The following is a 6,117-nucleotide window of genomic DNA, read 5'->3' on the forward strand; positions in this document are numbered from 1 at the left end:
TTATGAAATTCACTATCTTCACATATTTTTACTAAGTAATTTCTATTAACTTATTAAATAATTTTAATTAGTAAACTATTTTTAATTTGTAATATGTATTTACTAAGCAAAATCCTTGATTACTTTTTTGATGATTTATCTTATGTTTGATATTATTGAATTATTAGGGAATCTTTAATTGTTTCAAGTACATATTATGCTGAGTTGATTGATATTTAATTAAAATATTTTTTTTTATAAGAAATAGTGATAAATTGGTAAATATTGGTTAAAATCTTTTTTTTATAAAGATATTAATGTATTTGGTTGATCTTTAATTAAAATTTTAATGTTAAAAAAAGCTATTGGATTGTTTTATTGTTATAAAAATAGTAAAAAGTATATGTTTTATAAAATGGGTAGATGAAGTTTTAGTTTTGTAATCTAACTTCATCAAGATTTCTTTTATTATAATTAGAATTTCCACTTTTACTGAATGCTTGTTTAATTACTCCCCAGAAGGTTTTAACTAACATAGGACCATCCATTAAAAATTGTCTAATTAAATAAGTCGGTCTTAAGTAGAATCTAATAAAAGCTTTAGCTTGTATTTTTCTTAAATCCTCCTTAGAACAATCGATTGTTTCTAATATTGGAGAGATTAATGTGTATTTGGACCAGTCTTTTACCTGTATCAAATTTTTCTCAAATGCTTCTTTGTAGAATCTTGTACCTGGATAAGGTGTTGCTAAGTTAAACACAGCATAATTAGGTTTTAATTGACGAACAAACTTAATTGTTTTTTCCATGGTTTCTTTTGTATCATGGGGCATTCCAAGCGCTACAGATGCGATGGTTCTGATCTTTTTCTCTCTAGCCATTCTGAATGCATTTTCGATTTTTGTAATATTTGTGTTTTTGCCCATCCTGTCTAATTGTTGTTGATCTGCAGATTCAACACCCATAAATATAGCGATACATCCGGAATCTTTCATTTTCTGTAATAACTCTTCATTTAAAGTATCTACTCTGGAAGTACAACCCCAAAATACTTTAAGGTTTCTTCTCATAATTTCATCACATAAATCTCTGACTCTTTTCTTATTTACTGTAAATGTGTCATCCATAAATGCGATGGTCTCAATTCCATAGTCATATACTAAGTGTTCCATTTCATCCACAATATTTTCAATACTTCGTCTTCTGATTTTTCTACCATGCATTGCCGCAGATGAACAGAAGGAACATTGTATAGGACAACCTCTACTGGTAATCATTGTAGACATATGGGTATCCATATTTAATAGTTTGTAATGATCCATTGGAAGCAAGTGTAATGCCGGGAAAGGAAGTTCGTCTAGATTACAGATTGGTTCCCTTTCAGGGGTTAACACTAATAGTTTTTCACAGTTTTCATTAATCTCTTCATATGCAATTCCTTTAACATTGGAAATATTTTCCCCTTTTTCTAATGTTTGAACAAGTTCTAACATGGTGTACTCTCCTTCACCACGTATTACTAAATCAACATTTTCATCGTCTAAAGTTTCCTTAACATTAAATGTTGGATGGTATCCGCCTAAAATTACCATGGTGTCTGGAAGTACTTCTTTTACAACCTGTGCACTTTCAAGTGCTCTACCGATAGTTGGTGTAAGTGCAGTAATGGATACGATATCCGGATTTTCCTTTTTAACTCTATTTGCAAGTTGGTCAAAATCGTAATCTAATGCTGTTGCATCGATTATGCTCACATCATATCCATTTTCTTCAAGAACAGCAGCAATATATGACATTCCTAAAGGTGGAGCAATAACTCCTAAGAATTTATACTTTGATGCTGTTTGTGGGGGATTGATAAATGTAATTTTCATTTAATCACTTCATTATATAAATTATTAGGTTTCTATTTTATTGAATTATGTCTCATTTATAAATTCATATATATTTTTTCATTTATAAATATAAAGATATTTTTGGAAATATTTGATAAAATGTTTATTCCTATAAATATGAATATTATAAATTTTATTTATAAATATTTAAAATTTTTTAAAAATTATCATATCTAGAATAGTTGGTTGTATTTAAGTAAATAATCCATATAGTTCTTGTCTAGAATTTTAAGGGCTGATTTGTTTTGTGGACTGGTGTTTGCCCTTTCCTCTACTAAATTTCTTAAACTTCTATTCTTCATGTGCCATCTTATTTCTCTAATGACTAAATCCAATGTATTCCTGTTATATTTTTCAATTTCATCCTGTTCCATATCCTCATAAATTTTATAGGTATTTAAATCATAGTTTTTAGTTGGAGTCATCAAAACATTTAAATAACTATAATATTTACTTGAATCGATTAAATATCCATCAATTCCCATATAGGATAACAATGGCATAAAGGAACATTCTGCAAATGGGAATATTAAATAACTATTTGGGTTTAAGTTTTCTCTTAGATTAACTATGAGCTCTACTAAATCCTGTGGATGGAGTAATAATTCGTCTCCATTTGCTATTAAAAATCCATTATAACCTAATTCCTCTAATTTTCTGGAACATTCCAATCTTAAATCCAAATATTTTGATCCTTGGATAACTGCTATGGGACAATTATCAGTCATCCCTTTCTGTGATGATTTTTTAATCGTCTCTCTTACACTCCACTCTGCAAGTTCTCTATCAACATTATATGGACATGATTGATCTTCTGCAATAGGGTACTTTTCACTGTCAATTAGAAGTGGTGTTTTTTCACCATTTAATTTTCCAAATCTCCCAGGTCCATCATGGGATTTTATTTCAAACTTTATTGGCATTGTATTCCTCTATGAATTATTTATTAACATTTATTATTGTATTTTAAAGATTAATATCTCTTAAATTACAATAGAATTCTATTATTATATTAATATATTATATATAATTATGTTATTTATAATGGTCAATTTTTTTAATTATTGATAGGTAAGCTGTGTCACCTTTTAGGTTACACTTTTGATTTTTTTAGTAATCTTTATATACTCCTCATGTTAAATGTTAGTATAAGGATTGAGGTAATGTACCGATGATATTCTAGGATGTGTTTTTCAATGTCTGTATTCAAACGTCTTAAATCTTTTTTTACTGGAAAAAAAGAAGACGATAAACAAGAGGAAAAAACTGAGAGTAATAGTGTAAAAGTACCCGTTACCTCAAAACAAGAACAGGCATCTTCTAACGACATTAAATTTAAAGAAAATGGCGTTTCTGGAATTGAATCTTCTGAACCTATTAAGAATTCTGAAGAAGTTGAACCTCCTAAAGAAAATATTCATTCTTCTGTCGAAGAAGCTACTGTTTCTGATGAAGATACTTTAACTGAGGAAGTTTCTGATGATGTATCAAATGATACTTTAGAAACAGAACAAATTACTGATGAATCTTCTGATGTGGAAGAGGCTGTTGGAGAAGTATCTGAAGACATTGTAGCTTCTGATGATGAGGAAATTTCTGAAGATATTAAAGACTCTTCTGAAGAAATTGATGAAGTTAAAATTTCAGTTGAATCTGAAGAAAAATCTGAAGATGAAAACGAAACTGATAATGAGAGAGATAATATGACTTTATTACAAGATAACGATGTTTATACCAATGCTGATATTGATGAAGATTTTAAACAAAAATTCATTGATGCAGGTCTTGAAACTGTAAACCACTGTTTCCAATGTGGTACTTGTGGTGGAGGTTGTCCTTCTGGTAGGAGAACTCCATACAGAGTAAGAAGAATTGTAAGAAAATGTTTATTAGGATTAAGAGATGAAGTAATTTCTGATCCTGCTTTATGGATGTGTACTACTTGTTACACTTGTCAAGAAAGATGTCCTAGGAAAGTAGAAATTGTAGAAGTTATTAAATTAGCACGTAACGAAGCTGCTCATGCTGGTTACATGGCTGATGCTCACAAAGCTACTGGTAAATTCGTAATTCAATCTGGTCACGGTGTACCTATTAACGATAAAATTAAAGCTTTAAGAGTAAAAATAGGTCTTCCTGAAGTACCTCCAACTACTCACAAATATCCTGAAGCTTTAAAAGAAATTCAAGACATTTGTAAAATTTGTGAATTTGATAAATTAGTAGGATATGAAGAATAGGAGGAATTTTAATGGAAATAGCATACTTTTTAGGTTGTATTGTAAATAATCGTTACCCTGGTGTTGAAAAAGCTACCAGAATTTTATTCGATAAATTAGGTGTTGAACTTAAAGATATGGAAGGTGCTTCCTGTTGTCCTGCTCCTGGTGTATTTGGTTCTTTCGATCAAAAAACTTGGATGACTATTGCAGCACGTAACATTGCTATTGCTGAAGAAATGGGAGACGACATTGTAACTGAATGTAATGGATGTTTCGGTTCTTTATTTGAAGCAAATGAAATGTTAAAAGATAATGCTGATAAAAAAGACGAAGTTAACGCTATCTTAGCACAAACTGGAGACCACCAATTCCAAGGTTCAGTAAATGTAAGACACTTTGCAGAAGTATTATACAATGATGTTGGTTTAGATAAAATTGCAGAATTATTTGAAAAACCTTTAGATTTAAATGTTGCTGTACATTACGGTTGCCACTTCTTAAAACCATCTGCAGAAAAACAAATTGACGATTCCGAAAATCCTAGTATTTTAGATGAATTAGTTGAAATTACCGGTGCAAAATCTGTTGATTATCAAGATAAACAAATGTGCTGTGGTGCTGGTGGAGGATTAAGGGCTAGAGATAAATCTGTAGCTACCAGTTTCACTAAAGAAAAACTTGATAATATGACTAAAGCAGGTGTTGACTGTATTGTAGATGTTTGCCCATTCTGTCACTTACAATTTGATGTAGGTCAAAATGAAGTAAATGAACAATATGGTACCGATTATCATATACCTGTTTTACACTTAGCTCAATTATACGGTTTAGCTATGGGATTAAATGCAGACGAATTAACTTTCTCTGCTCAACAACAAAGCGCTGAACCTATTCTTAAAAAATTAGGTATGTAAATTTAGAGATTTTTCTCTATTTTTTCTTTTTTTAATTTTTACTTGTTTTCTAACAGGTCCTCTTTATTTTATTAATGACTATATTATTTTTGAATTTTTAATTGTCTTATTTTTTTAAATATTTTTCTCTTTAAACAATAAGTTTATAAACTTCAATACTAAATAAAAATTAAGATTAGTTAAAATGTTTCAAAACATTTTTTGTTATTTTACAAAAATTTTTTATACTACTTTATTTAAATAATATTTAGTATGAATATATACGAACAAGTTTTATATGTTATTAAAACATATTTCTTTTATAAAATAGCGTAGGTGATTTTAATGTTTATGGCTACATTAGGTGGAATATTTAAATATAAAGATCTTCCTGAAGAAATGGGACCTTATGTACAATTTAAGGCAACTATTGAAAAAAGAGAAGTTAAAGATGATGATGAAATTGCAATCTTGGATATTACTGGAACCACTAGTCATCATGTTTTATTCTTAGATTCATATGATAATGTTGATCAAATCAGGGATGAGTTAAAAGAAGCTGATGCTAAAGTCAACATTACTACTTTAAAAATATTAGAAGGTCATTTATGAGTTCTTTACCTATTGAACAATTATGGTTAGTTCTTTTAGATTTATTAACTGATTTAAAGAAACAAAATGTTGAAATACCAACAGAAATTAATAAAAATATGGGTTTTACCAAAACACAGATTAATTTTTATAAGAAAGATACCTCTCATCCAGATATGATTAATGAAGTTGCAAAGGCTAGTGTAACTTTATCAGAAATTCAAAATCAACTTATCGATTTAGCAAATGATAAAGTTTCTGAAAGATATACTGAAAAATGGATGGATAAAATAAAAAGAGTTAATAAAGGGGAAAAACTATATGATGTTCCAGATATTCACTCTAAATTCAATTTAAATCCACCACCAGGTTTCTCAACAAGCCGCATAACTTTTAAAAAACCGATGGGTGAAGAAAGAATTCAGTTTATTGCAGAAACTCATGGTTTAATCATTGAGTTTGAGGATGATTTCACTTTAACATTATATGGTGATAAGGATGATGTTAAAGATGGAATTAAAGAGATGGGTGCTTTCT

Annotated in this window: 6 protein-coding genes; 4 read left to right on the forward strand and 2 right to left on the reverse strand. The window is 29.2% G+C overall.

What is annotated here, in order from left to right; genetic code table 11:
• Window positions 1-410: 410 nt before the first annotated feature.
• A complete protein-coding gene (locus ON24_RS00490) occupies window positions 411-1,853 on the reverse strand; it encodes a B12-binding domain-containing radical SAM protein (protein ID WP_040681580.1) in 1,443 nt (480 codons plus the stop codon).
• Window positions 1,854-2,047: 194 nt separating this feature from the next.
• Window positions 2,048-2,797, reverse strand: a complete 750-nt coding sequence (locus tag ON24_RS00495) for an archaeosine tRNA-ribosyltransferase (RefSeq protein ID WP_040681581.1) — start codon at window positions 2,795-2,797, stop codon at window positions 2,048-2,050.
• A 273-nt stretch (window positions 2,798-3,070) separates the two neighbouring features.
• On the opposite strand from ON24_RS00495, the gene hdrC reads away from it, so the two are divergent.
• The 4 genes from hdrC to ON24_RS00515 form a co-directional block, all read left to right on the forward strand.
• Window positions 3,071-4,114, forward strand: coding sequence for a CoB--CoM heterodisulfide reductase subunit C (hdrC, locus tag ON24_RS00500; protein WP_040681582.1), 1,044 nt, complete (start codon window positions 3,071-3,073; stop codon window positions 4,112-4,114).
• An 11-nt stretch (window positions 4,115-4,125) separates the two neighbouring features.
• Window positions 4,126-5,010 carry a CoB--CoM heterodisulfide reductase subunit B gene (gene hdrB / locus ON24_RS00505; RefSeq protein ID WP_016358887.1) on the forward strand — a complete coding sequence of 295 codons (885 nt, stop codon included), beginning with the start codon at window positions 4,126-4,128 and terminating at the stop codon, window positions 5,008-5,010.
• Window positions 5,011-5,334: 324 nt separating this feature from the next.
• Window positions 5,335-5,601: a DUF749 domain-containing protein gene (locus ON24_RS00510; RefSeq protein WP_016358886.1), complete on the forward strand. Its 267-nt coding sequence runs from the start codon at window positions 5,335-5,337 to the stop codon at window positions 5,599-5,601.
• Window positions 5,598-6,117 (forward strand): DUF2096 domain-containing protein (locus tag ON24_RS00515; RefSeq protein WP_040681583.1); only part of this gene is annotated, 520 nt, incomplete at its 3' end. The genes ON24_RS00510 and ON24_RS00515, both read left to right, overlap by 4 nt.

It is taken from the genome of Methanobrevibacter boviskoreani JH1 (assembly GCF_000320505.1).
Lineage (GTDB): Archaea > Methanobacteriota > Methanobacteria > Methanobacteriales > Methanobacteriaceae > Methanarmilla > Methanarmilla boviskoreani.

Excerpts from the sequence above, each read along its gene's own strand:
- ON24_RS00490 (WP_040681580.1), bottom strand. The coding sequence starts at position 1,853 with ATGAAAATTACATTTATCAATCCCCCACAAACAGCATCAAAGTATAAA.
- ON24_RS00510 (WP_016358886.1), top strand. The coding sequence starts at position 5,335 with ATGTTTATGGCTACATTAGGTGGAATATTTAAATATAAAGATCTTCCT.
- ON24_RS00495 (WP_040681581.1), bottom strand. The coding sequence starts at position 2,797 with ATGCCAATAAAGTTTGAAATAAAATCCCATGATGGACCTGGGAGATTT.
- hdrB (WP_016358887.1), top strand. The coding sequence starts at position 4,126 with ATGGAAATAGCATACTTTTTAGGTTGTATTGTAAATAATCGTTACCCT.
- hdrC (WP_040681582.1), top strand. The coding sequence starts at position 3,071 with ATGTCTGTATTCAAACGTCTTAAATCTTTTTTTACTGGAAAAAAAGAA.